General features: G+C 44.9%; 26 protein-coding genes. 22 read left to right on the top strand and 4 right to left on the bottom strand.

Translation table 11 applies throughout. The features are described from left to right. Window positions 1-100: 100 nt before the first annotated feature. The 4 genes from AC58QM_RS26795 to AC58QM_RS26780 all read left to right on the top strand — a co-directional run bounded on the left by AC58QM_RS26795 (window position 101) and on the right by AC58QM_RS26780 (window position 4870). A complete protein-coding gene (locus tag AC58QM_RS26795; protein ID WP_497287851.1) occupies window positions 101-1606 on the top strand; it encodes an alpha-glucosidase/alpha-galactosidase in 1506 nt (501 codons plus the stop codon). 131 nt (window positions 1607-1737) lie between these two features. Then, window positions 1738-2055 (top strand): cupin domain-containing protein, encoded by a 318-nt coding sequence (locus AC58QM_RS26790; RefSeq protein WP_056609861.1) that lies wholly within the window; start codon window positions 1738-1740, stop codon window positions 2053-2055. 210 nt (window positions 2056-2265) lie between these two features. Beyond that, window positions 2266-4134 (top strand): sensor histidine kinase, encoded by a 1869-nt coding sequence (locus AC58QM_RS26785; RefSeq protein WP_497287850.1) that lies wholly within the window; start codon window positions 2266-2268, stop codon window positions 4132-4134. Continuing rightward, a complete protein-coding gene (locus tag AC58QM_RS26780; protein WP_497287849.1) occupies window positions 4112-4870 on the top strand; it encodes a response regulator transcription factor in 759 nt (252 codons plus the stop codon). The genes AC58QM_RS26785 and AC58QM_RS26780 overlap by 23 nt, the downstream gene beginning before the upstream one ends. 39 nt (window positions 4871-4909) lie before the next feature. Here AC58QM_RS26780 and AC58QM_RS26775 read toward each other — a convergent pair whose 3' ends face one another. Genes AC58QM_RS26775 through AC58QM_RS26765 form a run of 3 tightly spaced genes read right to left on the bottom strand, consistent with a single transcriptional unit; the run spans window position 4910 to window position 7779 of the window. Then, window positions 4910-5938 carry a TRAP transporter substrate-binding protein gene (locus AC58QM_RS26775; RefSeq protein ID WP_497287848.1) on the bottom strand — a complete coding sequence of 343 codons (1029 nt, stop codon included), beginning with the start codon at window positions 5936-5938 and terminating at the stop codon, window positions 4910-4912. Window positions 5939-5983: 45 nt separating this feature from the next. Continuing rightward, window positions 5984-7276 carry a TRAP transporter large permease gene (locus tag AC58QM_RS26770; RefSeq protein WP_497287847.1) on the bottom strand — a complete coding sequence of 431 codons (1293 nt, stop codon included), beginning with the start codon at window positions 7274-7276 and terminating at the stop codon, window positions 5984-5986. Beyond that, window positions 7276-7779, bottom strand: coding sequence for a TRAP transporter small permease (locus AC58QM_RS26765; RefSeq protein ID WP_497287846.1), 504 nt, complete (start codon window positions 7777-7779; stop codon window positions 7276-7278). Before AC58QM_RS26765 ends, AC58QM_RS26770 begins: the two co-directional genes overlap by 1 nt. Window positions 7780-7928: 149 nt before the next feature. On the opposite strand from AC58QM_RS26765, the gene AC58QM_RS26760 reads away from it, so the two are divergent. The 7 genes from AC58QM_RS26760 (at window position 7929) to AC58QM_RS26730 (ending at window position 12674) form a co-directional block, all read left to right on the top strand. Continuing rightward, window positions 7929-8672 (top strand): SDR family NAD(P)-dependent oxidoreductase, encoded by a 744-nt coding sequence (locus AC58QM_RS26760; protein WP_497287845.1) that lies wholly within the window; start codon window positions 7929-7931, stop codon window positions 8670-8672. A 24-nt stretch (window positions 8673-8696) separates the two neighbouring features. Then, window positions 8697-9344 carry a ThuA domain-containing protein gene (locus tag AC58QM_RS26755; RefSeq protein WP_497287844.1) on the top strand — a complete coding sequence of 216 codons (648 nt, stop codon included), beginning with the start codon at window positions 8697-8699 and terminating at the stop codon, window positions 9342-9344. Between the two features lie 82 nt (window positions 9345-9426). After that, window positions 9427-9753, top strand: coding sequence for an L-rhamnose mutarotase (locus AC58QM_RS26750; RefSeq protein WP_497287843.1), 327 nt, complete (start codon window positions 9427-9429; stop codon window positions 9751-9753). Window positions 9754-9924: 171 nt separating this feature from the next. Beyond that, window positions 9925-10851: a prenyltransferase gene (locus AC58QM_RS26745; RefSeq protein WP_497287842.1), complete on the top strand. Its 927-nt coding sequence runs from the start codon at window positions 9925-9927 to the stop codon at window positions 10849-10851. Window positions 10852-10896: 45 nt separating this feature from the next. Next, window positions 10897-11625, top strand: a complete 729-nt coding sequence (locus AC58QM_RS26740) for a DUF6081 family protein (RefSeq protein WP_497287965.1) — start codon at window positions 10897-10899, stop codon at window positions 11623-11625. Window positions 11626-11747: 122 nt separating this feature from the next. Next, window positions 11748-12506 carry a C1 family peptidase gene (locus tag AC58QM_RS26735; protein ID WP_310226796.1) on the top strand — a complete coding sequence of 253 codons (759 nt, stop codon included), beginning with the start codon at window positions 11748-11750 and terminating at the stop codon, window positions 12504-12506. 27 nt (window positions 12507-12533) lie between these two features. Next, window positions 12534-12674, top strand: coding sequence for an N-acetylmuramoyl-L-alanine amidase (locus AC58QM_RS26730; RefSeq protein ID WP_497287841.1), 141 nt, complete (start codon window positions 12534-12536; stop codon window positions 12672-12674). Between the two features lie 168 nt (window positions 12675-12842). On the opposite strand, the gene AC58QM_RS26725 is transcribed toward AC58QM_RS26730, so the two are convergent. Further along, the gene (locus AC58QM_RS26725) at window positions 12843-13049 is read right to left on the bottom strand and encodes a DUF1657 domain-containing protein (RefSeq protein ID WP_310226800.1); all 207 of its coding nucleotides are present in this window, start codon (window positions 13047-13049) and stop codon (window positions 12843-12845) included. A 181-nt stretch (window positions 13050-13230) separates the two neighbouring features. Between AC58QM_RS26725 and AC58QM_RS26720 the strand changes: the two genes are divergently transcribed. The 11 genes from AC58QM_RS26720 (at window position 13231) to AC58QM_RS26670 (ending at window position 24266) form a co-directional block, all read left to right on the top strand. After that, window positions 13231-14091 carry a DUF421 domain-containing protein gene (locus tag AC58QM_RS26720; RefSeq protein WP_497287840.1) on the top strand — a complete coding sequence of 287 codons (861 nt, stop codon included), beginning with the start codon at window positions 13231-13233 and terminating at the stop codon, window positions 14089-14091. Window positions 14092-14115: 24 nt separating this feature from the next. After that, complete coding sequence (spoVAC, locus tag AC58QM_RS26715) at window positions 14116-14586, top strand: stage V sporulation protein AC (protein ID WP_497287839.1); 471 nt, start codon at window positions 14116-14118, stop codon at window positions 14584-14586. Between the two features lie 4 nt (window positions 14587-14590). Continuing rightward, a complete protein-coding gene (spoVAD, locus tag AC58QM_RS26710; protein ID WP_497287838.1) occupies window positions 14591-15610 on the top strand; it encodes a stage V sporulation protein AD in 1020 nt (339 codons plus the stop codon). Then, a complete protein-coding gene (gene spoVAE, locus AC58QM_RS26705) occupies window positions 15607-15957 on the top strand; it encodes a stage V sporulation protein AE (protein ID WP_310226805.1) in 351 nt (116 codons plus the stop codon). The genes spoVAD and spoVAE overlap by 4 nt, the downstream gene beginning before the upstream one ends. Window positions 15958-16306: 349 nt before the next feature. Beyond that, complete coding sequence (locus AC58QM_RS26700) at window positions 16307-17266, top strand: AAA family ATPase (RefSeq protein WP_497287837.1); 960 nt, start codon at window positions 16307-16309, stop codon at window positions 17264-17266. 4 nt (window positions 17267-17270) lie between these two features. Then, window positions 17271-18557 (top strand): DUF58 domain-containing protein, encoded by a 1287-nt coding sequence (locus AC58QM_RS26695; RefSeq protein WP_497287836.1) that lies wholly within the window; start codon window positions 17271-17273, stop codon window positions 18555-18557. Beyond that, window positions 18550-20781 (top strand): transglutaminase TgpA family protein, encoded by a 2232-nt coding sequence (locus AC58QM_RS26690; RefSeq protein ID WP_497287835.1) that lies wholly within the window; start codon window positions 18550-18552, stop codon window positions 20779-20781. Before AC58QM_RS26695 ends, AC58QM_RS26690 begins: the two co-directional genes overlap by 8 nt. Window positions 20782-20841: 60 nt before the next feature. Continuing rightward, window positions 20842-21618: an alpha/beta hydrolase gene (locus tag AC58QM_RS26685; protein ID WP_497287834.1), complete on the top strand. Its 777-nt coding sequence runs from the start codon at window positions 20842-20844 to the stop codon at window positions 21616-21618. A 148-nt stretch (window positions 21619-21766) separates the two neighbouring features. Beyond that, window positions 21767-22261, top strand: coding sequence for a YqeG family HAD IIIA-type phosphatase (locus AC58QM_RS26680; protein ID WP_497287833.1), 495 nt, complete (start codon window positions 21767-21769; stop codon window positions 22259-22261). Window positions 22262-22269: 8 nt separating this feature from the next. After that, window positions 22270-23385 (top strand): ribosome biogenesis GTPase YqeH, encoded by a 1116-nt coding sequence (gene yqeH / locus AC58QM_RS26675; RefSeq protein WP_497287832.1) that lies wholly within the window; start codon window positions 22270-22272, stop codon window positions 23383-23385. 17 nt (window positions 23386-23402) lie between these two features. Then, on the top strand, window positions 23403-24266 hold the full coding sequence (locus AC58QM_RS26670; protein ID WP_497287831.1) for a shikimate dehydrogenase: 864 nt from the start codon (window positions 23403-23405) through the stop codon (window positions 24264-24266). The last annotated feature ends 18 nt before the right edge of the window (window positions 24267-24284 follow it).

Genomic DNA, 24284 nt, shown 5'->3' with positions numbered 1-24284 from the left:
GACAAATGGGAAGCGAGGAAGTTAGAAATTTGATAACGTTTTCTCTCATCTGCTTGGTACAATGTGAAGCATAGACGAAATGATAGAGAGGGCGATTAATATGGCATTTAAGGTAGCATTCATAGGCGCAGGCAGTATTGGATTCACACGTGGACTTCTAAGGGATTTACTATCCGTACCTGAATTTCATGATATTCAAGTAGCTTTTACAGACATAAATCCGCACAATTTGGAGATGGTGACAGAGCTCTGTCAACGAGACATCCATGAGAATGGCTTATCCATTCAGATTCAAGCGACAACGGATCGTAAGGAAGCATTAGAAGGTGCGAAATATGTACTATGCACGATTCGTGTGGGAGGGCTGGAGGCTTTTGCCACGGATGTCGATATTCCTTTGAAATATGGGGTGGATCAATGTGTAGGAGATACCTTGTGTGCAGGTGGAATCATGTACGGACAACGAGGTATTTCAGAAATGCTTCGTATTTGCCAAGATATTCGTGAGGTGGCAGCACCAGATGTCACGCTATTGAATTATGCGAATCCGATGGCGATGCTAACGTGGGCTTGCAATAAGTACGGCGGTGTTCGCACGATCGGCCTCTGTCATGGTGTACAACATGGTCATCATCAAATTGCCGATGTTTACGGGTTGAAGAAGAAAGACGTGGATATTATTTGTGCAGGCATTAATCATCAAACTTGGTATATTCAAGCGACCCATGAGGGCAAGGATTTGACTGCAGGGTTATTAGAAGCTTTTGAGAACCATCCCGAGTATGCCCGCACGGAGAAGGTACGGATCGATATGCTGCGCCGGTTTGGCTACTATAGCACGGAGTCAAATGGACACTTGAGTGAATACGTTCCTTGGTATCGTAAACGAGCTAGTGAAATTCAAGATTGGATTGACATGGGATCCTGGATCAATGGTGAAACGGGTGGATACTTACGTGTCTGTACGGAGGGACGTCGTTGGTTTGAAACGGATTTCCCGAATTGGATGAAGGATCCGGCAATCGTTTATGCGAGTGAGAAGCGCAGTGAAGAGCATGGCTCCTACATTATCGAAGGCCTAGAGACAGGCCGCGTGTATCGGGGACATTTTAACCTGGTCAATAGAGGGGTTATTTCTAATTTACCCGATGATGCGATTATCGAAGCGCCGGGTTATGTGGATCGCAATGGTATCTCGATGCCGCTTGTCGGTGAGCTGCCGTTGGGGCCAGCGGCGGTATGCAATGTCAGTATCTCAGTTCAGCGCTTGGCAGTAGAAGCAGCTGTTCGCGGCGATGATAAGCTGCTGCGTCAAGCCTTCATGATGGACCCACTTGTTGGAGCTGTCTGCAATCCGAAGGAAATTTGGCAAATGGTTGATGAGATGTTGGTTGCCCAGGAGGCGTGGTTACCACAGTATGGTGCCGCGATTGCCGAGGCCAAACAACGACTTGCGGCTGGTAACCTCATTCCAACAAAGGAGTATGAAGGGGCTGCTCGTCTGAAAGTGAAGACGGTTGCTGATATGCAGCAGGATCGGGACGCAGCGAACAAGAATGCAGGAGAAGCCGATAAAGGGAAAGATCGTGCAGCAACAACGGCATAAGGTTCGTTTATTTTCAAGTATGTTCATTTGGGTTCTTTTCGAGTATAATTAGTGAGTAAGTGAAGGGCCGCTTGCGGTCCTTCTTTTTTTATTCAGACTGAAAGCGTTTTATAACGAAAGGGGAAAGTCCGATGTCTAATATTGGCGTTTGGGAAGCAGCAGAACCAGGTGTGACTCGTTGTATTTTGAAAGCTGAAGTTGGGTTAATGATGATGGAGGTCCATTTTGAACCTGGAGCTATCGGGTATCAGCACAGTCATGTGCATGAGCAAATGTCCTATTGCTTGAAAGGTAAAATCGAATTTACAATCGATGGCGTTGTTACCGTTATTGAACAGGGCCAAACGGTTTATATACCTAGTGGAGCTAAACATGGGGTTACTGCATTGGAAGACTCTGCACTATTAGATGTATTTACACCGATTCGTGAAGACTTGGTGAAAAGATAACCAGTTGCTCCTGCAACTGGTTTTACTTTACTTATACGTAAGAAATTGATGTATTTTTTTTATCTAATTTCCAAATAGTGAGTTAATTGAGGGAATTAGATGGAGTTTTTACAGTTAATCGATACTTCTACTAAATGGAGCGAGAGGGATCGCTCTTCCCATACGATTTGAATGTGTTTACATGTAGTGGATGGTGGATGGGGGCTGATTATGCAAAAAAGGGGCCGAAGAGCGTGGATCTGGTTTCATCGCAGCTTATTTTTACGTGATCGTCCACTGACAGTAAAATTACTCGTATATTCAGCCATGTTAGTTGTGATTCCGCTCTGCGTAGTTGGATTCATCTCGTATCAGAAATCGTCTGAGGTGCTGCGGGAAGAAGCGAATTTGAGTAATGAACAAATTATCGAACAAGTAAAGCTTCATATCGAGTATTACATTCGTGATTTTGAAATTGACTCCATTCGCATGCAGAACCATCCCGCGATGCAGCAGTTTCTGCGGATGACGAGTGAACAAGAAGTGAAGGAATCGGGTATCCGTGAACCATTAATGCAACTATTTCACGATACCGCGTACTCTCGCTCAGATATCTCTCGTATTATGCTCGTCATGGAAGATAAGGCCGTCCTGGATACAAGTTCCAACAAAAACGTCACACCTGCAGTGGAGTTAATCCAAGAACCATGGTTTTCTAGCGTTCCATCTAATAGTGATATTCGACTTATCATTCGTCCGCCTTCACCTCGCTATGAGCTCGAATACGTGCCTGTGCTCTCCATCGTGAAGAGGCTCGTGAGTCCAAATACGTTGGAACCTGTCGCAACTTTGATCATGGAAGTGAATTTCAAACGCATTCAAGAAATTGCTGATCGTGTGACGATTGGTCGTACAGGTTATCTTTCGATTATCGATCCATCGGGTCATTACATGTATTCGCCAGAGAATGAGGAAATCGGTCATTTGGCGCAGCTTGAACAATTGCCAATCATTCTCACACAAGAAAGTGGCTCCTACCAAGCGTCGACAGGCGATAAACCGTTCTATACGTGGAGCAAGTCGTCTTATTTGAATTGGCGCCTTGTGACGATGATTCCAGAGTCTGAATTAACTCATGGTACGCAGTATATCAGGCAAACCATTTGGTGGACGGTTGTTTTTACGCTGCTCATTGCCTATATCATCGGCATTGGATTTGCGACAAGTATTGTTCGACCAATCAGGTCACTTCAATTTTTCATGAAAAGAGTGAAAGAAGGGGATTTCCAGTCCCGTGTAGATATTGAGTCCAAGGACGAAATTGGTCAGTTAACGAATGATTTTAATAAAATGGTCGAAAAGTTGCAAGTGCTCATGGATGAAATTTACTATTCGGAGATTCGGGAAAAAGATCTTCAGCTTCGTCAGAAAGAGACAGAGCTGAAAGTACTGCAATCCCAGGTGAACCCCCACTTTTTGATGAATGCGTTAGAAACGGTTAGAGGGATGGCCTTGGAGCGGGATATGACGGATATTTCCGTGTTGGTTGCCTCTTTGGCGCGACTTCTTCGCTACAATTTGAATCATGCTGGCGCAGCGATTTCAGTGCAGCAAGAAATACATATTTGCGATATGTACTTGCGGATCCAGCAGTATCGCTTTCAAGAGAGACTCACATATGCGTTTCAGATTCCTGGATGGGCGGAAACACAGATGATTGCTAAGTTCGCACTTCAGCCGCTGGTGGAGAATTGTGTTATTCATGGCTTAGAGACAAGCGCAAGTCCTGTGCATATTGAGATTTCTGCTAAACGTTATGATGAGAAGCATTTCATAATAGAAATAAAAGATACGGGAACCGGCATTCCTAGCGATAGGCTGAGGTCCCTACAGCTCGATTTGCCTCAAAAAGATATGGTCACAGCAGTCTCACAGATCGGCATAGTGAATGTTCATCGTCGTATTTCGTACTTATTTGGCGAGGATGCTGGCCTTGAATTGGAAAGTAGCGTTGGTGCTGGAACTATAGTTAGGATTAAGCTGCCATTGAAGCTACAGGAAGAGGGAGTGGCAAGTGATGTACAAAGTCATTCTAGTTGATGATGAGAAATGGGTCCGTGTTGTGTTGCGCAAAGCTGTTGAACAGACCAAGTTGCCCGTAGCTATTATGCAGGAATGTGGGAATGGGTTGGAGGCGCTTGACGCGCTTCAGCTCCATCAAGCAGATCTCGTGATTTCTGATATTAAAATGCCCATTATGGACGGGATTGGTTTGGCAGAGCAATTAGCGCAGAAATCTGTGAACTTAATATTAGTGAGTGGGTATGATGATTTTCAGCTAGCTCAGAAAGCAATTCGGTATGGGGTAAAAGATTTCTTGTTGAAGCCTGTGGAGACGGAGGCCATGGAGGAGTGCTTGCGAAGATGGATTCAAGTGCGTGAGACGAGAGAAGAAGCCTTACTGGCGGATAACCCCATTTTAGATCCAGAAGAACTATCTGCCATAGCACGTGTACAGCAATTCGTCGCTGCGAATGTGCACAAAGAGATTTCTTTGACGGATGCGGCAACATTGGTTCATCTCAACCCAAGTTATTTAAGTCAACTTTTCAAACAGCAAACAGGTGGGAAATTCGTTGATTATGTCATTGAAATGAGGATGGAGGAGGCAAAACGGCTGTTAATCAAAACATCCTTGCGTGTTTCTGAAATTGCCGAAAGACTAGGGTACTCCGATATTTCATACTTCAGTACCACGTTTAAGAAGCTAACCGCATGCTCGCCCTTAGAATATCGCAAAAGCAGCGGAATATCAAAAGAAAAAGGACACATGTGAGGGATTTCACCTTCATGTATCCTTTTGTTAATATAGGGCTTATTTTTTCGCTTTCTCGATCGCTTCCAGCGTTTCTTTATATTCGCTGCGATACTTCTCAATTACTGGTTTAACGGCATCCTGCCAAGGTTTAAGATCGGAAACATCCGTAATGGTAACGCCGGCGGCTTTAACTTTGGCTTCCGAATCTTTCTCGAATTTATCCCATTCTGCTTTTTGCGTTTTGACGGATTCCTGTGCGGCTTTCTTAATCAAATCTTTGTCTCCATTCGAGAGCTTATCCCAAGCTACTTTGGAAATGAGCAATACTTCAGGCACACGTTGATGCTGATCCAGAATGAGATTTTTCGCTTGTTGAAAGTGATTGGAAGAGAAATAACTTGGATAATTGTTCTCAGCGGCATCAATAACTCCTGTCTGCAGAGCGTTGAATACATCTCCATATGGCATTGGAGTTGCATTAGCGCCAAGAGCAGCCATCAAATCGATATTTACTTTATTTTGAATAACACGTATTTTGAGTCCTTTGAGATCTGCCAATGTCTTAATCGGCTTCTTGGAGTAGAAGTGACGCGCCCCAGAGCTATAGTAAGCGAGCCCTTTCATCCGGGATGTCTCCAAGCTATCCAACAGCTTCGTTCCTTGCTCGCTCTCTAGGAATTTCCATTGATGAGCGTCATTGTCGAAAATATAGGGTAAGCTGAACACTTCATATTGCTTGTTAAAACCGCCTAGCGCTCCTGTGCTGACGCGTGTAAACTCGATGGCTCCCAGTTGGACTTGCTCGATAACCGCCTTCTCTTCACCGAGTTGGGAAGCTGGGAATACATCGATTTTGATGCGGCCATTTGATGCTTGATTAACTAGCTCGGCGAATTTCTTATCGCCTATGGTTGTGGGGTAATCGGCTGGATGCGTTTCAGCTAAACGGAAATTTAATTTAGGTCCATCGCTTTTGTTCGGTGCTGAAGTTGTACTACTGGTAGGTGTGCTGCCGCAAGCGGTTAGAAGTAGACTTGTACCAATTACTGTACTGAGGATAGTAAGAACTTTTCTTTTCATATGCATGTCGATAATCACCCTTTGTCGGAAAGTTTGGTTAGTCCATTCAAGCTATTTGAGAAGATTAGGCAGCCACATGACGAGCCCAGGGATATAGGTCAGGATCATAAGTACGACGCACATGACGTAGAAGAAAGGCATCATGGCCTTCGTACCTTCAGAAATCGAAATGTTGCCTATGGCCGATCCAACAAATAGGACGGTGCCGACAGGCGGGGTCAGTAGTCCAATGCCTAAGTTTAACATCATAATGATGCCGAAGTGAACCGGATCCATGCCAAGTGCCGTAACGACTGGAAGTAAAATTGGCGTCATAATTAAGATCAGCGGTGCCATATCCATCGGAGCACCTAGTACTAACAAAAGAATATTGATAATTAACAAGATGATGATGGGATTATCGGTGATGCCAAGCAGTAAATCCGTTAACATGCCAGGAACCTTCAGAAAAGCAAGTACCCAACTGAATGTAGCCGAAGCAGCAATCAAAAAAAGTACCATGGAAACCGTTCGAAAGGTACGCTTTAGAATAATCCACATACGGCTAATTGGAATGTCACGATAGACCAGGAAGGTAAGGATGAAAGCATACAAGCAAGCAAGTGCGCCGCTTTCAGTTGCTGTAAACCATCCTGTAAATATACCGCCTAAGATGATGACTGCAGTCAAAAGCGATAGTAGACCATCACGGACGATTTTTGGAATATCGCGTAACGGTACGGATTCACTTTTGGTATAGCCGCGTTTGATTGCGATGATATAGCTTGTTACCATAAGTGACACACAGAGAATGAGGCCAGGGACGATTCCTGCGAGAAACAGTGAAGCGATGGAGATACCGCCGCCTGCGGCTAAGGAGTACAGGACAAGGTTATGACTCGGTGGTACAACAACACCTTGAATAGCAGCCGATACGGTCACACCTACAGCATAGTCCGTATCATATCCTTTCTTTTTCATCATGGGGATCATGACGGAACCTATGGAAGAAACATCGGCTATCGCAGAGCCAGAAATATTACCAAAGAACATACATGCGACGCAGTTTACCATCGCAAGGCCTCCGCGGATGCCCCCGACGAGAACCTGTGCGAGATTGATGAGCCGAAGGGCCATTTGGCCTTCACTCATAATCTGACCGGCGAGAATGAAGAAGGGGATCGTGAGCAGTGAGTAGGAGTTCATGCCTTGAATCATGGTTTGGCCGACAGTGGCAAGTGGGACCTTTAAATAAACAAGGGTAAGTAGTGATGAGCCTGCCAACGCTAATGAAATCGGGAATCGTAGGACGATCAGACCAACGAAGGTGACACATAAGATGAGAATGGCAATGGTCGTGTCCATTAGTGAATGCCTCCTTCCTGCATATTGTCATGCCGTTTTGTTTCAATGCCGAATAATTGTAAAAGGGCATAAGCGATAGTCATGATGCCAGTAATTGGCATAATGACATACAAAGTACTGTTAGGCAGACCCGTTGCTGGTAGTTCGGATTCATGCATGAGGACGGTGAAATCCCATCCATATAGCAGGAGATAGAGACCAAATGCGAGAATAGTGAGTTCTATAACCTTATCAAGCACTTTGTTAATTGGGGCTGGAAGTTTATGAGTGAAAGAATCAATGCCAAGATGAAGCTTTTCTCGAAAACCGATCGCGATACCCATGAATGAGAACCAAATGAGCAACAGCATGGTGACTTCTTCCGACCAGAAGAAAACGAAATTGAATAGCTTACGCGTCATGACTTGTGTGGTGACAATGAGGATCATACTCAGTAAACCAATTAGAGACGCCGACTCGATGAATGTATCGATACCAAGTGCTATTTTTCGTAACAATCGCATAATGAAACGGACCTCCTTTCTCTATTTGTAAGTGCTTTCAATTTGCGATGTCTTTAGTATAGCGGTCGATTTGATTGGCAGGTACGCCATAGTTTTTAGTTTTTTTTGTAGTTTTTTTAGAATTGCTAATTTCGGAGAGGGTGGACGACATGACGCAAAGTGATTCTAATCAGTCAAAGAAAACAGCTTGTGTGACAGGGACAGATCGAGGAATTGGTCTGGCATTGACACATGCCTTGTTACGCGAAGGCTATATCGTTTTTGCAGGAGGCATCCAACAAGATAATGTGGAGATATCCCGCCTTGAAGGACAATTCCCAGATCAGTTATTTCCATTCCATTTGGATGTTGGCTCCGATGAAAGTGTGCAGCAAGGAACGGCCTTCATCCTGAGCAAAACCGATAAGTTGGATCTGTTGATTAATAATGCGGCGATCCTTGGCGACACCGGAAAAACCATCGAAGATGCGCTCGATTTTGACGAGATCCAACGTGTATATAATGTATCTGCGCTTGGTGCAATTCGCATGTCGAATAAGCTCATCGAGCCAATTATGCGTGGAGGGAAGCTAATCGTCATGATTTCATCAGAAGCGGGAAGCATTGGGAATAGCCACCGCGAAGCATGGTTTGGATACTGCATGGCCAAAGCCGCGTTGAACATGGGCTCCTCAATCATTCATACCAAGATCCGTCCTGAGGGCGGTCGGGTGCTCATTCTTCATCCGGGTTGGGTTAAAACATGGATGAGCGGTACCTGGAACGACGCGGGTAGGTATACATCGGAAGAAGCGGCTGTTCATATCATGCAACGGATGGAGCAGTGGAAGGATGAATCCGAAGATTTACCGATTTATATGGAAGCGGATACTGGCACACGATTGCCGTGGTAATCCGATAAAGGAGGAAATAAACGTATGAATGAGATAACAAAGGTACGATTAATTGGCGATCTTACAGATGCCCCGTGGCATCCCTTAGAACCTGCGAGACAAGAGCTGGAGGCAATCCTTCACGGAGAGTTTCAACTTGAGGCGACCGAGAATTACGATGCGTTTGCAACGTTGGAGCAAGAAGGTTATCCGCTTTGCATTTCTTATACGGATTGCTGGAACCGAAGTGTAACCCCTGAGCAAACAGCAGGTTTGCTAAGATTTGTATCAGGCGGTGGAAGCTTATTAGTCATCCATAATGGTATCTCTCTGCAGTGCAGCTATGAACTCAAGCAAATGATGGGGGCTAAATTTACAAATCATCCCCCTTATCAACCGCTCCATTATGTTCGGACGATCGAGGATCACCCTCTTCTACAAGGGGTTGAAAACTTTCAGATGGATGAAGAGCCCTATATGTTTGAATTTGACTCATTTACGCCTAAAAATGTGTTCTTAGTGTACGAGTTTGAAGGAGCACAGTATCCAGCGGCATGGGAGCATCCCTATGGTCTAGGCAGAATTGTTTATTTACAACCTGGCCATCACGCGCCATCTTTTCAATCCTTGGCATACCGAAGACTAGTTCTGAATAGTGTGCGTTGGTTAACAAACGCTCAGGCAAGAAGATAAGGATTAGGATTGACTGGCAATAAGCGGCAAAGTAAAGTGAAGTTATGAATCTAACATTTGTGAAAAAGGAAGGTAGAGCCTTATGCAAAATAGCGGTAAATTTGCTTGGACATGGACGATACGTGAGGAAGATCTTGAGGAGTATGTTCAAATGCACTTGGCTCCTTGGCCAGAGATTATGGAAGAACACAGTAAAGCAGGAATCAGAGATTATTCCATTTTTCAAAATGGTACACAATTTTTCTATGTCTTTTTATGCGATGATTTAGATGCAGCTTTCGCTTACCTTGCGGAGAGCGACGCATGTAACCGTTGGAATGCCATTACCTCCAAAATGGTAGTAGGTTCCTTCGACTTCCGTGAAGCTGTCCCAATCACGCCAATGCGCGAAGTTTTTTATTTGAAGTAAAAAATGATAGATTATAAGGATGACTAGAGTAAATCTAGCATCCTTTTTTATTTTTTCAACGATTTACCAGAGCAGGCAGGGCGTGGGTCTAGGGGAATAGAAACCTACTTGAACTACTAGTAGGTTTGGGATAGTATGAGTTTCAGAGTATTTTTTGAAAGGAACGTGAGTATGAATAACCTAAACTTAACTCTATTGATGAAAGCTTCGCGATTTAGGGTTATTCCAGTTATGATCATTCCAGTCCTATTAGGTGGATTGGGCGCAATTGTTTGGAACGATACCTTTCATCCATTGCTATTTGTGCTAACCTTCATTGGGTCCATTGCAGCACATTTATTCTCAAATATGATTAATGACTTATGGGATTTCCGAAATGGTATTGATACGGCAGCCAAAGAAACGGCTTCTACGATTTCAACGAATTCAGGTTTCCTAGCAAATGGTATCATAGCAGAACGGACATTTAGCTTAATCACTTGGTCTTTATTTGCAGTTGCCCTTATCTGTGGACTTATACTAAGTATTAGCAGCGGTTGGCTTGTTCTTGTATTCGGAGGCTTAGGTGCCTTAATTGCGTACTTCTATGTGGCTCCGCCTATTAAATTTGGTTACCGCGGCAAAGGGTACAGCGAGATTGCTATATTGCTCTCCTTTGGTGTGTTGCCTACGTTAGGCAGCTACTATGTTCAAACGATGCAAGTCGATTATCGACCGATCCTGTTGTCATTACCCATCGGTTTATTGACGACTTTAATTTTATTTAACCATCATTTTCTTCACTGGCAAGCCGATCAAAGCGCCGGTAAGCGTACTTTAGTTGTTGTATGGGGAGAGAAGCGTGCATTGGTATTCTCCAAATACTTATTCGTATTATCTTACGTTTCCTTAATTGCTTGTGTCATTAGTGGCGTATTCCCATACTATGCCCTACTTGCCTTACTAACAGCCTTACCTTTCTATCGCGTTTATAAGAATTTGAAGTCAGAGAATCCTTCTCCTGCCTATTTGCCACTCATGGGTGCTTCGTTAAAAGCGACGATAAGAGGCGGAATGATTATGATGTTAGCCTTACTCGTACAAGCTATCTTGCAATAACGAACGATAACGAACGAAACTTCACAACAAAGCGAGGTCATAATGATGAGCAAACAATTTACGATTGGTGATTTTCACACGATTTTGTCCGAAGGCGAAGTTTGGAAAATAGGCGGTTTCCCGATGCCAGACGGTTCTTTCTGGGAATTTAGAGAACCGAATGCGACGATTATCGTTCGAAATGGTATTCTCTATGCGCGAGCGCCGCTTAGTCGCAAGAATGATTATGTACAATTTTTAGATAATGCCAAGCATATGTACTATTCGGCTCAAGACGTTGAAGTCCCTGAAGAAGGCGAGATTTCGTTCGAGCTGCAAATTCGTGCGCGCACCCAAAACACAGAACCTAACGACCTATATGATGGTTTTGTTTCATTGAATTTGCTTGATTTCACTACAGGTGCAGCTCTGGATTTCTTTGCGGGTAACGATAAATATGCAAGTGTGTATGCGGTACTTCCTTTCCCTGGTGTGCAAGTGCCTGAAACTGATAAAACGCGCTTCTTCTGTATCTTCAAAGAAGAAACGAATTTCCAAGCCCGAGAATTCAATACGTACAAAATTACGTATCACCGCGGTAACGATGAAGTCATTTTCTATGTAAATGGTGAAGAAGTGCGTCGTGAGAAAAACGTACCTATCAAATTCAATCGCTTTACAGTCGCACTTGGTATGATGACGGAGAAGGATTTGACGCCGCAAGGAAGTGTCTCACTTCACGGACAAACAATTATTGGCGAATGGTCCCCAGTCACAGTTACAATAACAGAGTAAATAATACATGACCGTAAGAGCTCGGACTTCATTCAGAAGTCGAGCTCTTTTTTTTGCACGCTCCTGCCTATGGGTGAATACACTGGATTACTCATCGATTAGGTTTTCTTAGGGAGGCACACATGCGGAAATATACAGTCAAAAGAGATCCGCGAGATTTCCGTGATTTCACATACAGGAGTGTCAATTATATCCGGGAATCTCAATTACCGCGCCAAATCGATTTACGCAGCAAACTCTCTCCTATAGTCAACCAAGGTTCACTAGGTTCGTGTACATCTAATGCAATCGTAAGTGGACTTCGTGAGTTTTGGCTGCGAAACGAAGAAGATAATTCGACGCGGTTATCTCGGCTTTTTCACTATTGGCATGAACGCGAGTTAGAAAATACGATTAATCAAGATGCAGGGGCTACGATCCGTGATGGGTTTAAAGTCCTGCATAAAACTGGCGTATGTCCAGAGGCAGCGTGGCCTTACAAAATTGCGAATTTTCGCAATACGCCTAATCATGAAGCGGAATCCCTGGCTAGGTATTATCGAATTGACGGCTATCATCGTCTCCATGATCTAGCCAGCTTGAAGGCTGCTTTGGCTGACGGTTCTCCAGTTGTATTTGGGATATGGCTGTATGCATCATTCGAGAGTAAAAAGGCATCCCTGACTGGTAAAATTCCTTATCCAGATCGGAAAAAGGAACAACTTCTAGGTGGTCATGCATTGCTAGCGGTGGGCTATAAGGATGATAAGAAAGCGGGACAGGGTGTCATTATTGCTCGTAATTCATGGGGAACCGCATGGGGGGACGGAGGATATTGCTACCTGCCGTACTCTTTTTTCAAAAATAAAAAGTTAACCTTTGATTACTGGACTGGTAAATAAATAGAAAAATAAAGGAGGCCTAGAGCGATGATAAGTGTAGAAGATGCGAATAAGATTATTGCCTTCTTATCAGCAGCCTATTTTGCAACCACAGATGCGGAAGCAAGGAAGGAATTCAATCGCTTAGCGAATGAAGTGAGGAAGGCTTCAGGTCAGCCGTTACAATGAGTATACGAGAAGGAATCTCAACGAAACGAGGGGCGGCATTCATGCCAAAAGACCAGTTGATTTTGCTCATTCTCATTTTATTTGTATTGCTCATCTTGTTTCTTAGTTTATTCTTTTGAAAAGGAAATGGAGAAGCCGCTGCGGTTCGTCGCAGCGGCTGTTTGATGTTCAGAACCCTTTGTATTGCGGCTCTTCATTCTCTAATTGTTGAACCCGAGAGGAGACCTGATCCACGATCTGCTGGGTTGATTGGGCTGCTGTCTCATATAATTGCTTGGCCTCTTGGTTTTGTGTGCTAAGGGCGAAGGTTTCAAGACTGGCTTGGGCGCTTTTTAAGGATGCTAAGGTCGTTTTAACTTGTGCTGCAACTGTCATTGTCGTAAACACTCCTCAATTGTAATCATGGGTAAACAAAGGAACTCCATGTGCGATTGTTAATATGCCCGCGGAGCGATCGGCTCATGTTAACAAATAAATCCAATTTAGAGCAATAATAGTTAGTGCCTGATTGGCACATAATGTAGGTATTGAAAGCTCGAGAAGGGGGAGGAATGATGTGCCTGAGTGGATACTTATTGCTATTAGAGCATTAGGTACCTTGATGTTTTTGTTTGTATTAACACGGATTCTGGGTAAGAAGCAAATTTCTCAGCTTACTTTTTTTGAATATGTCATCGGAATAACGCTTGGAGATCTGGCGGGAAATATTTCCACAGATGTTGAGGCGAATTATTTTCATGGTGTAATAGCGATATTAGTATGGGTGCTTGTGCCCTTAGTATTAGAATTATTGACGTTGAAAAGCAAAACCTTGCGTGGCTGGTTTGAGGGAAATGGTCGAGTCCTTATCAAGGACGGCAAAATTTTAGAAGATAATTTGCGAAAAGAACGCTATACAGGTGATGAGTTACTTGAGCAGTTACGCACCAAAGGAGTATTTCGAGTTGCGGATGTGGAATTCGCGATGCTGGAGTCCAGCGGCGATTTAAGTATCCTCTTGAAGAGCGAGAGTCAACCTCTAACGCCTAAACATATAGGTATGAAGCTGGCTATAGAAAAGCCAACTCAAGCTGTCATGATGGATGGTGTCATTCAAGATGAGCCTTTGGCCGCGGCAGGTAAAAGTAGAGGATGGCTGCAAACTGAGCTGGATAAGCTGGGGATTGCGAAGGAAAATGTTTTTCTCGGACAGGTCAACACAGATGGGGAATTAACGGTTGATCTTTTTGATGACAAATTACAAGTCCCTGCGCCGACAGAACGACCTGCTTTGCTTGCATGCTTAAAAAAATGTGAAGCAGACTTGGAGCTATACTCCTTAACAACGAACAATAAGGAAGCCAAACACATGTATGAAGCTTGTTCTATTCAGTTAACCCAAGTTATACAGCAGGTACATACGATTCTCAGAGCTTAGGTTTTGAGAGAATAGGAGGAAGTCATGCCTAACAACAAGAAGAAAAACTTAACCATGACACAGCAGGAGTACCAAAAATTAGCCAAGCAGCAAGAGCCAAAACGACCTGTTCTCAAAAACTGCGGCAGAGCCTTTCTAGTTGGTGGGACAATCTGTCTAATTGGTGAATGCTTTATGCATATGTTCATTAATTATTTTGGTTTCACAGAGAAAACAGCGGGCAATCCGACGGTTGCCGTCATGATTATCATCTCGGTTATTCTAACGAGCTTCGGTATTTATGACAAAATAGCCCAGTGGGCTGGTGGGGGGAGTTCAGTCCCTGTCACAGGCTTTGCGAACTCACTTTGTTCCGCTGCGATTGAGCATCGGGCTGAAGGTTTAGTGCTGGGCGTTGGTGGTAATATGTTCAAATTAGCGGGTTCCGTTATCGTTTTTGGAACTGTTGCGGCCTTCTTTGTTGGAATTGCACATATGATCTTCACGGGGGGCTGACGATATGTTGAAGGGACACCAAAGCTGGGTTTTTGAAAATCGACCCGTGATACTTTCAACAGGTACGGTTGTAGGTCCGGATGAAGGAAAAGGTCCGCTCAATGAGGATTTCGATGTTGTGCATGGTGATTTGACACTTGGTCAAAAAACATGGGAAAAAGCAGAAAAAGCGTTGCTGGAGGAAGCCGCGCATCGTGCGCTGGCCAAAGCCGGCTTAACCGACGGCCAGATTCAATTCTATGTCGGTGGCGATTTGATGAATCAAATCATCTCCAACACTTTTGCTGCGCGGACGTTGAATATCCCTTATCTAGGGATATTCGGCGCTTGCTCCACCTCCATGGAAGGGCTGGCGCTAGCCGCGCAGCTGGTGGATTCAGGCGCCGCCAACTATGTGATGGCTGGCACCTGCAGCCATAACTGCACGGCGGAGAAGCAATTCCGTTATCCAACGGAATACGGTTCGCAGAAGCCGCCGACGGCGCAGTACACGGTCACCGGCGCAGGGGTCGCCGTGCTTGGGAAGAGCGGAGACGGCCCTGTCGTCACCTCTGCCACGATTGGAAGGATCGTGGATATGGGAATCACGGATCCGTTCAATATGGGCGCAGCGATGGCGCCAGCCGCTGTGGATACGATCCAAACCCATTGTCGCGAGTTGAATCGCGACCCTTCCTATTACGATCTCATCGTGACGGGAGATCTAGCCGCGGTAGGGATAAGCATTGCGCGTGAGCTCTTTCGCAAGCATCAGTTTCCAATCGAGCAAACAACCTATGATGATTGCGGCTTAATGATCTTCGATCGCGAAACGCAAACGGTTCAGGCGGGAGGCAGCGGCTGCGGTTGCTCGGCTACGGTTACTTATGGGCACTTGTTGAAGCGGATAGCGAAGGGGGAATTGAAAAGAATCCTCGTTGTCGCGACAGGAGCCTTACTTTCACCGCTTTCATTTCAACAAGGTGAGAGCATTCCGTGCATTGCACATGCTGTTTCCATAGAGTCTGGAGGTCTATACGTATGAGCTTTTTTTGGGCATTTGTTGTTGGAGGTGCCATCTGTGTGCTCGGTCAACTCATGATGGACGTTGGCAAATTAACGCCAGCGCATACCATGAGCACATTAGTCGTCCTTGGTGCCATTGCAGATGGCTGTAACTTATATGAACCGCTGATTGCCTTTGCTGGCGCAGGTGCTACGGTGCCGATCACGAGCTTCGGGAATGCCCTTGTGCATGGGGCGTTAGAGGAGCTTCATAAGGAAGGTTACATTGGCATCATTACAGGGATTTTTAAGGTGACCAGTGCAGGGATATCGGCTGCGATCATTTTCGCTTTTTTAGCGGCGTTGTTTGTGAAACCCAAAGGGTAAGACTTTCGGGAAATAGTTTTAGAAATGGCGCCGGGAGGCGTCTTTTTTCTTTTTACGCAGTCTTTAAATCCATTATGTGACTACCTTCAGCTCCAAATCATCTTGCCATCAAATACGTGGGTAATTTTAACAAATAAGTTTAGAGGATTTACAAGTATACGGAAGAAAAACTTTCCTGTAAACTAGATTTACGTACATTTTGTTTATTTTCTGAGCCATACAGAAGATGAGGCAGGTTCGTACAAAAAAACCATGTTTACGCATACAATTTTTTAGATGAATACCCTGTAATTAGCTAGTTCGCAAACGAAGTTAACTTGACAAGCAAAACTCTAAGGAGGATCAACACATGGAAACTGCCACCCAGCATCATGTAGAAGTACTAGCTAATCTGAAAGCAAATTTAGAATCATGTATTCTTGGCAAAAGCGCTGAAATTGAATTGTTGCTTACTGCGATGTTGGCAGGTGGTCATGTTCTGCTTGAAGATGTCCCAGGTACAGGTAAAACAGTGCTGATTAAAGCATTGGCGAAATCAATTAGCGGGCAATTCCGCCGTATTCAATGTAACCCGGACTTATTGCCAACAGATATAACTGGCGTATCTATATATCACCCCAAAGAAGAGAAATTCCTTTTCCGTTCGGGGCCGATCATGACCAATATTTTGCTCGTGGATGAGATCAACCGTGCCACGACCAAGACGCAATCAGCTCTGCTGGAAGCGATGGAAGAGCAGCATATTACGGTAGATGGTGATTTACATGAACTGCCGTCTCCGTTCCTGATGTTAGCTACTCAGAATCCAATCGACTTTGAGGGCACTTACACATTGCCAGAAGCGCAATTAGACCGTTTTATGATTAAGTTGAGCTTAGGTTACCCGAGTGAAGCAGCAGAGAAAATGATGATTGCTTCCCAAAGCAAGGCCCACCCGATGGAGGCACTGCATGCCATTGTGGATACCAAGCAAGTCCTCGACATGCAAGAGCAGGTTCGTCTGGTACATTTGGATGAAGCTGTAGCTGATTACTTAGTTACGATTTCGAGAAAAACACGTGAGCATCACGCTGTCTTCCTTGGTGCGAGTCCTAGGGCCACACTTTCACTGGTGTTAGCTTCCAAAGCTTACGCCTTCATACATGGTCGTGATTATGTCATCCCGGATGATATTAAATATTTAGCTCCGTTTGTACTAGGTCACCGTATGATCCTTCAAATGGAAGCACGTATGGATGGTATTAGCATTGCCTCTGTACTTGCTACGATTTTTGAGCAAGTACGGGTCCCGGTCAGATTGGAGAAGTGAGCCTATGAAACGACCGGTATTCAAACGATTCGGGGATCTTCCCCGGCTTCCGGCAGCTTTTTGGCTACTTATAACTTGCTTGGCGGCTAGCTTGTTATTCATGTTGTATCAAGGTGGAAAGCTAGCCTCCATGTTATTCATTACGATGTCATTTTTAACCGTATATTTACTCTCTGGGAATTGGAGTGGGATCAAGCGAGTGCAAGGAACTCGTAAGCTCACGAACACAGGTTTAGAAGCCAAACTAGAGGCAGGACAATCCTTACAGATTCAGATTGGCATGCAATTGCCAGGTTACTGGCCTGTACCCTATGTGATGATTAAAGATCAGCTCATCCGCCAGAATGGTGATGAAGCTCTATTTGAAGGGTCGATCGTTCCCGACTGGAAACGTCGAGGTGACTTCACCTATAGCACGCCGCCACTGCGGAGAGGCTACTATCGTTTCGGGGAGACAGAGTGTTTAACCGAAGATATTTTTGGTTTTTTTCAGCACAAAGGCCGCTTAGATCTGCAACAGCCGATTACTGTTTATCCGCAAACGGTTGCCATTCGTGAATGGGCGCAGTTTCATCAGATGCTCAAAGGTATGCAGCACCACTCCACGGCGACTAGCGCGCATCGGGAAACGACGCAAATCAATGGTGTTCGTGAATACATTTATGGCGATCGACTTTCACGCATTCATTGGAATGCGACGGCGAAGACAGGAACTTGGAAGTCGAAGGAGTTCGAGCGGGAATCATTGCCGAAAACCATTATTCTACTAGATCGGACTGCACGTGCGTACCGGGATAGCGCTGAATTTGAATTGGCTGTGTCGGTTGCAGCTTCCTTATTCCGGTACGGTACTGGACGTGAAATGTCACTGGGCTTACTGTCAATTGGCAAAGAATTTACTTATTTTGAACCGAAGCACAGTCAGCATCATTACAAAGAAATTGTGAAACACCTCGTTGGTGTCGATGCGGATGGTTATCAATCGTTGAGCCAGATTTTGAAGGAACGCTCGCAGGAGTGGCCAGCAGGCAGTTTAATCGTGCTTATTTCACCACAAAAAGGTAGCGCGATGCTGCACATGTTTCAGCAAATGGCACTTCTCCAAATGAAACCTTGTCATATTTGGATTCATGCGCAGGATGACCATGGCTTCGGACCTCTGGGTGTAGAGCACATTTCCACGCATGAGGATTACATTAAGGCGATTCGCTCACAAGGCTATATGGGGTATGAGGTAAGTCAATTAACGGACTTGCCTAACCTATTGGGAGGGGCGAAACGGTATGCCTAACACATGGTGGAGCAGAATTCTTCTCAAGGATTGGGCGATGCGCGTCTCGGCAATCTTCGTCGGTGTCTTCCTTTATCAATTTCTGATTTGGATTATGAAAGAAGATGGCTTGTGGCTTCCAGAGACGGTTTCTTTCGTAACATGGACCCTAGTCCTAACCACGGCAACCTACTTTATTCCCAAAATGAAGGATGGCTGGCGCGCATTTCTACAATTCGTGCTCATGATTTGGTTCCATGGATTGGGCATGGGTTATCATTGGGTATCTGTTCATATTACGACCTGGAAAGAAGCCCTGCGTTGGATTGGGCTCAACGCAGGGCAGCTTGAACCGTACATTTGGTTTAGTTTAAGTGCTTGGATTATTTATTTATTCGCGATGTGGTCTGTGCAATCGAGATTTCGCATTGTCGTCCTTATTTTTGTAAGTATTTTGTTTTTTGCCGTTCGTGATTCGTTCAGTATGATTTTCCTATGGCCTCAAGTGGCTATGATTCTGCTTTGTGGCTTTTTGCTTCTTATCGTGAGACATTTCTCACAGTTGAAGAAGAAAGCGCCAGATGTGTGGGAAACCATTTCTGACTACCCGTCATCATTCGCTGTTCCTATCTTTGTTTTGATTGTTATCATTGCTTTAGCAGGCATATTTGCTCCAACGGTAAATCCAATTCTTACGGATCCTTATACAGCCTGGAAAGTGAGTCGTGGTGAACCGGTGCCATTGCTTGGCAAAGGGGTTAGCATTGCATCCTCAACGGCGGATGCTTCATCAGGCTACAGCCGAGATGATAGCCGGCTCGGTGGCGGCTTTCGGTTTGATTACACACCTGTGATGACCGTTGAATCCAGCAAAAGAACTTATTTCCGTGGTGAAACACGCTCGATGTATAACGGGAAAGGTTGGGAGCTTGGAGCAACTGAGAAGAGATTGCCCATGTTTCGGGTGAATTTAAATCCGTTACCCCTAGATGCACGCTTTAACGTATCGCAATTGAAAACAACCGAAGTGACTCAAAGCGTTGTGATGGATCGAGAAGAGGTATTTCCAGTCTTATTCGGTGGCTATGCCATTCAGAAAATTGTAGGAATTAACCAAGGTGAGAACCAATTCCAACGAATTATTTGGTCACCTCGTCAATCAGAGCTTCGTTTCACGGGAAGAACCAATTATCCCAAAGATTATTCGATTGTTACCCAAGAGCCGATTCTAGAGGAAGATCTATTACGCAAAACAGAGCAAGACTTCGTTAACAAGCCGGAATGGGCAGAGTACTTGCAAGTTCCTGCTGATTTGCCTGAACGAGTGAAGCAGTTAGCGCTTGATATTACGAAAAATGCAACGAATCCTTACGATAAAGCGAAATCGATTGAGAAGTATTTGTCGGAGAATTTCCCTTATACGAATACACCGGACGAAACGAAGGGGAAAAGCAAGGACTTTGTGGATCGTTTCCTTTTCGAGGTGAAGCAAGGGTATTGTGATTATTACTCCACGGCTATGGCCGTACTCACACGTTCGATTGGTTTGCCTACGCGTTGGGTGAAAGGTTATTCCTCCGGAGCTTCATCCATTACGGATGAGATTCGTGAGCAGGGAATCTTGAGTCTACTTGGTACAACGATTGATACAGATGGTGCGGGCACCTATACGATTCGCAACTCGGATGCGCACTCCTGGGTCGAAGTGTACTTTGAAGGATTTGGTTGGATATCTTTCGAGCCGACCTCTGGCTTTGCTTTGCCGAATGTATTTCCAGAAGCGACACCAGTACCGGAAGACGTAACAACGGACACAGAAACGACGACAACGCCAGAAGAAACGACGACAACACCTAGCTTCACATGGCTTTGGTTAACACTAAGCAGTGTAGTGGTTGCAGGACTTCTAGCTGTTGCTGTATTCTTCTTACTTCGAAGTGAAGCATGGCATAACTGGCGCGCGCGTAGGAAACAACTGCAAGTCGTAAACTTCAATCAGAAAATTGTTGTTGAGTTTGAAAGAATGCTTCGTTCTTCTCGTCGCAAAGGCTATATGCGATATGAGTATGAAACGGTGCGTGAAGCAACAACCAGGTGGTCCTCGCAGAGTAAATGGTTAAAGAAAGAGCTTGACGCGTTGATTGAACTATTTGAACGTGCGAAATACAGTCAATTAGCTGTAACGGAAGGCGAGTATCAACAAGCAAATCAATTAATTTTACGTGTAAAAGAACAAATGAAATAGTTAAATGAAGCCACTCTCCATCCATGGAGGGTGGCTTCCTATGAGAGGAGATTTATTCAAATGGCTTTTATCGATTGTCATTTTCATTCAGAATCCCTTGGTGTTGCAGCTTCCATGCATGTTATATTACCTCAAGTCGCCAAAAGTCAAATCGGATTGACCTCACGTGCTTACGGTGGGAAGCATCCGACATTACTTTTGTTGCATGGCTTGTCCGATGACCATACGATTTGGATGCGAAGAACCTCCATTGAGCGGTATGCGTCTCAGCTCGGAATTGCCGTCATTATGCCGGCTGTGAATCGCAGCTTTTATGCGGATATGGTATCAGGACCAAAGTATTGGGAGTTTATTAGTGAGGAATTACCCGTACTTGCAAGATCATTCTTCCCATTAGCAGAAGAACGAGAGTTGAACTACGTGGCAGGTCTATCTATGGGCGGATACGGTGCTATGAAGCTGGCTCTCTCGCATCCGAATCGATATGCAGCAGCGGCAAGCTTGTCGGGTGCCGTTGATATCGTAGAGCGAGCGGCTGCATTTCCAGCCGACTCTCAATTAATTTTTGGCGAGCTATCGACGATTAAAAATAGTCCCAATGATTTGTTTTATCTAGCAGACCAACTCGTTGCTAGTAAACAGGATAGACCGCAACTCTACCAATGCTGTGGTACAGAAGACTTTCTGTATGCGGATAATATTCGGTTTAGAGATTATTGCCGTGCTCAGGGCTTACAAATCACCTACGAAGAAGAGTCTGCCACTCATGACTGGGGCTACTGGGACCGCAAAATTCAAAGCGTTTTAGACTGGTTGCCGTTGCCAACAAGGTCCTAGTGAGAAAAACTTCTATTGAAGTCTTTCGAGTGAAGTCTCTCGAGGATGATCGAGCGGAGGGAAAATATGTTCTTTTCTTTTTGCAACAAACGAGGCACTATGGTATAGTTTCACGTATATGTCAAGGAAGCAGTTGGAGGGAATTTGTTTGCTGAAAAAGCTTGTACCCAGACAGTCTGTTCATACGATTTACGATATTGATGCGAAACACCTGTGGGATTTCGGGATTCGCGGAATTATAACGGATCTTGATAATACACTTGTTGGTGCACGTGATCCACATGCGACGCCTGAGTTAATAGAATGGCTGAATCATTTGCAGCAGATCGGCTTCAAAGTCGTCATTGTGTCGAATAATCATCATAACCGGGTGTCGACCTTTGCAAAGCCATTGGACATTCCGTTTATTCACCGTGCCAAAAAGCCGACGAATGCTTCCTTCCATAAAGCGATGAAGCTGCTTGGGACGAATGCGCGGCAGACGACTGTTATCGGGGATCAAATGCTGACAGACGTGCTTGGCGGTAACCGAATGGGGCTATATACGATCCTCGTTCAACCCATCTCAAGAAAAGATGAAGGCTTCTTCACGAAAGTGAACCGCCAGATTGAGAAGTGGGCTCTAGCAAGGATGAAGAATTAGGAGGTTTCATGAGTACAGAAACATTACAACATTGCGCGGGTTGCGGCATTGCGCTGCAAACAGAAGACAAAACGAAACTGGGCTATATTCCAGAGGCTGCCTTGGAGAAGGAGCCTTTGATTTGCCAGCGTTGCTACCGGATTAAGCATTATAATGAATCTTCAAGTATTACCCTTCAACAGGACGACTTCTTGAAATTATTAGGACATGTTGGTCAAACGAAGGCGTTAGTCGTGAAAATCGTGGATATTTTTGATTTTGAAGGCAGCATGATTAGCTCGCTTGCACGATTTATTGGGAATAACCCGGTTTTGCTCGTTGTTAACAAGATCGATTTATTACCTAAAGTGACGAATGCGAACAAGATCATCAACTGGGTTCAGCGCAGAGTAAAGGAAGAAAACCTGAAGGTTGTTGATATCGTGCTTTGCAGCGCGAAGAAAAACATTGGTTTCGACCGCGTTATCTCAGCTGTGCAAGAATACCGCGGTAATATGGACGTATACGTGGTTGGTGCTACAAACGTAGGGAAGTCGACGTTAATCAATCGCTTGATCAGTGATTATAGTGATTTGGAAGCTGAATTGACGACGTCGCAATATCCGGGAACTACGCTTGATTTGGTCAAAATTCCACTTGATGATGGCAAGTTCATTATTGATACACCTGGAATTGTGTACAAGCATCGATTGACTGAGGTTGTGAAGAAGCGTGATTTAACGCCGCTAATGCCAGATAAACCGCTTAAACCGATGGTATTTCAACTAAACGAGGCGCAGACCTTATTTTTTGGTGCGTTAGTTCGGTTTGATTTTATTCAAGGTGAGCATCAATCTTTCACTTGTTACACGTCGAATGCGATTCAGATTCATCGCACGAAGCTTGATCGAGCGGATAGCTTGTATGAAGAACATAAAGGTGTCATGCTAACGCCTCCGGCGCAGGCTGATCTTGAAGAGCTTCCGAAGTTGGTTAAGCATCCGCTGCACATTCCGAAGGGGAAACAAATGGATGTGTTGATCTCTGGTTTAGGTTGGATTAAAGTGAATAGCTTAGCAGGTGCGGGGCTTGCGGTTCATGCACCGAAGGGGATTAAAGTCATTACGCGGGAGTCGTTGATTTAGGGGGCATAGGGGAGATCATGGAGAAACTTGTGACGGGGATCGATAGTCATACGGTATTATATGGGGTATTCGGGGATCCGATTCGGCATTCCCGTTCTCCGATCATGTTGAATCGCGCTTTTCAGGAAGCGGGGATCAATGGCGTTTATGCAGCTTTTCACGTTAAGCCAGATGGTCTTGGAGACGCAGTTCGGGGAATTAAAGCTCTAGGCTATCGTGGAGTGAATGTAACCATTCCACATAAAGTGGATGTGATGAATTACCTCGATGAGATCGATGAGGGTGCTATGATCGTTGGTGCTGTTAATACCATTGTGAATGAGAATGGCAAACTCAAAGGTTTTAATACGGATGGGATTGGCTATGTTCGATCCTTGAAGGAAGAGACAGGAATTGAGCTCACAGGTAAACGTGTTCTTCTACTTGGTGCAGGCGGGGCGGCGAGAGGTGTTGCCTATGCTCTGGCTAAGGAAGGCGCGAGCTGTATATATATTGCGAATCGGACCAAAGAGCGAGCTGTCGAACTTGCAGCTACGATTGGTGTATTTACTGAAACCGTGGGATTAGGGTTGGATGAGCTGGAGAACGTTGTGGACCAAGTTGAATTCGTGTTGAATACGACGTCGGCTGGTATGCATCCTCATGTAGATGATCTCCCTTTACCGCTTCATCTGCTTCGACCGCATCATCTTGTAAGTGATCTCATTTATAATCCACGTATCACGAGATTTCTTCGTGAAGCGGAAGCTATTGGCGCGCGCATTCATGGCGGGTTAGGCATGTTTATTTATCAAGGCGCATACGCCTTCGAGTATTGGACGGGAACCCCTGCGCCGGTTGCGGCAATGAGACAGGTGGTAGAACAGTCATTAACTGAATAAGAATGAATAGAGGGACAT

The sequence above is a fragment of the Paenibacillus sp. J22P165 genome (genome assembly GCF_059692015.1).
Note: the sequence above shows the minus strand (reverse complement) of the source record. Positions and strands in the feature narration are given on the sequence as shown.

What these genes read in the sequence shown, in the direction of transcription:
- AC58QM_RS26795 (WP_497287851.1), top strand. Translation starts at nt 101, where the DNA reads ATGGCATTTAAGGTAGCATTCATAGGCGCAGGCAGTATTGGATTCACA.
- AC58QM_RS26790 (WP_056609861.1), top strand. Translation starts at nt 1,738, where the DNA reads ATGTCTAATATTGGCGTTTGGGAAGCAGCAGAACCAGGTGTGACTCGT.
- AC58QM_RS26785 (WP_497287850.1), top strand. Translation starts at nt 2,266, where the DNA reads ATGCAAAAAAGGGGCCGAAGAGCGTGGATCTGGTTTCATCGCAGCTTA.
- AC58QM_RS26780 (WP_497287849.1), top strand. Translation starts at nt 4,112, where the DNA reads ATGTACAAAGTCATTCTAGTTGATGATGAGAAATGGGTCCGTGTTGTG.
- AC58QM_RS26775 (WP_497287848.1), bottom strand. Translation starts at nt 5,938, where the DNA reads ATGCATATGAAAAGAAAAGTTCTTACTATCCTCAGTACAGTAATTGGT.
- AC58QM_RS26770 (WP_497287847.1), bottom strand. Translation starts at nt 7,276, where the DNA reads ATGGACACGACCATTGCCATTCTCATCTTATGTGTCACCTTCGTTGGT.
- AC58QM_RS26765 (WP_497287846.1), bottom strand. Translation starts at nt 7,779, where the DNA reads ATGCGATTGTTACGAAAAATAGCACTTGGTATCGATACATTCATCGAG.
- AC58QM_RS26760 (WP_497287845.1), top strand. Translation starts at nt 7,929, where the DNA reads ATGACGCAAAGTGATTCTAATCAGTCAAAGAAAACAGCTTGTGTGACA.
- AC58QM_RS26755 (WP_497287844.1), top strand. Translation starts at nt 8,697, where the DNA reads ATGAATGAGATAACAAAGGTACGATTAATTGGCGATCTTACAGATGCC.
- AC58QM_RS26750 (WP_497287843.1), top strand. Translation starts at nt 9,427, where the DNA reads ATGCAAAATAGCGGTAAATTTGCTTGGACATGGACGATACGTGAGGAA.
- AC58QM_RS26745 (WP_497287842.1), top strand. Translation starts at nt 9,925, where the DNA reads ATGAATAACCTAAACTTAACTCTATTGATGAAAGCTTCGCGATTTAGG.
- AC58QM_RS26740 (WP_497287965.1), top strand. Translation starts at nt 10,897, where the DNA reads ATGAGCAAACAATTTACGATTGGTGATTTTCACACGATTTTGTCCGAA.
- AC58QM_RS26735 (WP_310226796.1), top strand. Translation starts at nt 11,748, where the DNA reads ATGCGGAAATATACAGTCAAAAGAGATCCGCGAGATTTCCGTGATTTC.
- AC58QM_RS26730 (WP_497287841.1), top strand. Translation starts at nt 12,534, where the DNA reads ATGATAAGTGTAGAAGATGCGAATAAGATTATTGCCTTCTTATCAGCA.
- AC58QM_RS26725 (WP_310226800.1), bottom strand. Translation starts at nt 13,049, where the DNA reads ATGACAGTTGCAGCACAAGTTAAAACGACCTTAGCATCCTTAAAAAGC.
- spoVAC (WP_497287839.1), top strand. Translation starts at nt 14,116, where the DNA reads ATGCCTAACAACAAGAAGAAAAACTTAACCATGACACAGCAGGAGTAC.
- spoVAD (WP_497287838.1), top strand. Translation starts at nt 14,591, where the DNA reads ATGTTGAAGGGACACCAAAGCTGGGTTTTTGAAAATCGACCCGTGATA.
- spoVAE (WP_310226805.1), top strand. Translation starts at nt 15,607, where the DNA reads ATGAGCTTTTTTTGGGCATTTGTTGTTGGAGGTGCCATCTGTGTGCTC.
- AC58QM_RS26700 (WP_497287837.1), top strand. Translation starts at nt 16,307, where the DNA reads ATGGAAACTGCCACCCAGCATCATGTAGAAGTACTAGCTAATCTGAAA.
- AC58QM_RS26695 (WP_497287836.1), top strand. Translation starts at nt 17,271, where the DNA reads ATGAAACGACCGGTATTCAAACGATTCGGGGATCTTCCCCGGCTTCCG.
- AC58QM_RS26690 (WP_497287835.1), top strand. Translation starts at nt 18,550, where the DNA reads ATGCCTAACACATGGTGGAGCAGAATTCTTCTCAAGGATTGGGCGATG.
- AC58QM_RS26685 (WP_497287834.1), top strand. Translation starts at nt 20,842, where the DNA reads ATGGCTTTTATCGATTGTCATTTTCATTCAGAATCCCTTGGTGTTGCA.
- yqeH (WP_497287832.1), top strand. Translation starts at nt 22,270, where the DNA reads ATGAGTACAGAAACATTACAACATTGCGCGGGTTGCGGCATTGCGCTG.
- AC58QM_RS26670 (WP_497287831.1), top strand. Translation starts at nt 23,403, where the DNA reads ATGGAGAAACTTGTGACGGGGATCGATAGTCATACGGTATTATATGGG.